Raw genomic sequence first — 1,870 nt, 5'->3', positions numbered from 1 at the left:
GGTCTACTGGCAGCTTCACCGCGCCGGTCACATAGCGCTTGATGATCTGCGCATTAGCCTTGATCGCCTTCTCGGCTGACTCAGCAGTGGTCCCGGCGTGAAACTCCACAATCCGCAGCGGCTCGGCCACTAGCGCCAGGTAGTTGTCCACAATCCGCGCAGCAAGGGAGCGCTCGCAGGTGCCTGTCTGATTCAGGACCTGAAGGTGATAGCGGAAGATGATCTGTGACCGAGGCTCAGCGGTCTGAAATTCTGGCTTCATTTACGGGGACCTTCTCGGGGCGCAGCATCGCTGCCATGGAGATCAACAACTCACGGACGACGGGCGTCGCCCTCCTTGCGTTACGCTGGCGTTTCCACACGAACAGCCCGCAAGGAGGGCAACATATGGCAAGCAGGAAGGAGATTCAGATCGCTGTGCTGACCCGGCTCGAGGAGGCCGGAAGGAAGCTCTACGGCCGCGAAATGACGGGTATCGCGGAGGCCCCGGCTGTCGCTCGAGAGGTCGCCTATTTGAAGGACGCTGGCTTGATCGAGGCAGCGGTGCGCGAGTTCGACGGAGTCGTGCACTTCGTCTGGTGTTCCATCACCGCGAAGGGCAGCGACTTCATCAACAAAGCGGGAACGATCGGCGCTGACCTCAATGTTTTGACCGTCAGGCTGCACGAGGACACCGTCCGCGATCTTCTGGTCGCCCGGGTCCACGAGTCCGATGCCGACGAATCGGTGAAGGAGAAGCTGGTTGATCAACTCAAGGCCCTCCCAGCGCAAGGTATTGCCAAAGTTGCAGAACACGCTCTGGATCAGGCGCTTCGCAATCTCCCGAACGCAGTTCAGTGGCTTCAAACAGTGCTTTAGCGTTGACAACACAACGACGCTCGAAGCGTACCCAGCCAATAGGTTGTAGACCGTTAGACGTCGCTATGCGGACCCAGAAGTCAGCTTCGCGGAACAAACCACTGGAAGTCGGGACCGAGACGACAAGTGCCTCCCCGGAGCTCCCCAGGAACTCGAAAGTGCCGGTCGGTACGTCTGCACTCGCAGCCTCCACAACCTCGGCCAAGCGTCGCGGGCATACCCCATCAATAACGGCTTCTTCTTGAGAATCACTCTTCATTTACGGACCTCGAGCGGGGATACACAGTGGTCTTCATGGACAGAACGACCGAAATTCAAAGGCTTGGAGCCGCCCTCCTTGCGCTACGCTGCGTGTGCTACCAACACAGCCCGCAAGGAGGGCGACATGACAGAAATAAAGCTGAACATCTGGCCGACACATGGCTGGCAGCTGTTCGAGATAGAGGGGCACAAGCTCATGGCTCTGAGCCTCGTCCTCCGGTCAAATCCACAAAACAGAGCCGAGGTATCGAACTCTCAGGCGTTCGCGATGTCGCCCCAACAGATGCGCGCACTCGCAGCGGACCTGACCAAAGCAGCGGATCTAATGGGATCGCGCGATTCACCAGCGACCGAACCCGGGAGACATTGATACGGGGAACGTCGCGTGGCCGAAGATCCTTCGAGGACCTGACCTCGGCCTTCGAAAGGAATAGCCTGGGATCAGTAATGAGCGCCGCAACGACGGCGGGCCATTGTTGGAAGGCGCGCTGGCGGCGATGGATCGCCAGCCGCCGCTTCAGTGCGTGCATATCAGGTAAGCTCCTGTTGGCTGCCACAGTTGGCTCGACCAACCAGGCTGCGAACCTCGGACCCCGCCGACTCCGCAGTCCTGAAACCGATGGCCTCGCCGGTGAAGGAGAGAGCACCGGCGGTTTCATTACCCTCAGGCACTTGGGTGCCACCCTTTGGGCGAATCTCGACCAGATCGGGTCGAAGGCTACGAGCTGCGGCCAAACCCGCGTTGAAGATC

General features: G+C 59.6%; 4 protein-coding genes. 2 read left to right on the top strand and 2 right to left on the bottom strand.

From position 1 onward, the window contains the following. On the bottom strand, nt 1-262 hold a 262-nt coding region (locus ACFQ6N_RS40545), incomplete at its 3' end, for a hypothetical protein (RefSeq protein ID WP_380659158.1). Between the two features lie 35 nt (nt 263-297). Here ACFQ6N_RS40545 and ACFQ6N_RS40540 point away from each other — a divergent pair. After that, a complete protein-coding gene (locus ACFQ6N_RS40540; RefSeq protein WP_197586525.1) occupies nt 298-858 on the top strand; it encodes a hypothetical protein in 561 nt (186 codons plus the stop codon). 385 nt (nt 859-1,243) lie between these two features. Next, nucleotides 1,244-1,489, top strand: coding sequence for a hypothetical protein (locus ACFQ6N_RS40535; protein WP_197652462.1), 246 nt, complete (start codon nt 1,244-1,246; stop codon nt 1,487-1,489). Between the two features lie 161 nt (nt 1,490-1,650). Here ACFQ6N_RS40535 and ACFQ6N_RS40530 read toward each other — a convergent pair. Continuing rightward, on the bottom strand, nt 1,651-1,870 hold a 220-nt coding region (locus ACFQ6N_RS40530; RefSeq protein ID WP_380659157.1), incomplete at its 5' end, for a hypothetical protein.

The organism is Kitasatospora sp. NPDC056446 (genome assembly GCF_042796115.1).
Taxonomy (GTDB): Bacteria; Actinomycetota; Actinomycetes; order Streptomycetales; family Streptomycetaceae; genus Kitasatospora.
The sequence above is the reverse complement of the archived record's forward strand: the minus strand, read 5'-3'. Positions and strand labels throughout refer to the sequence as shown.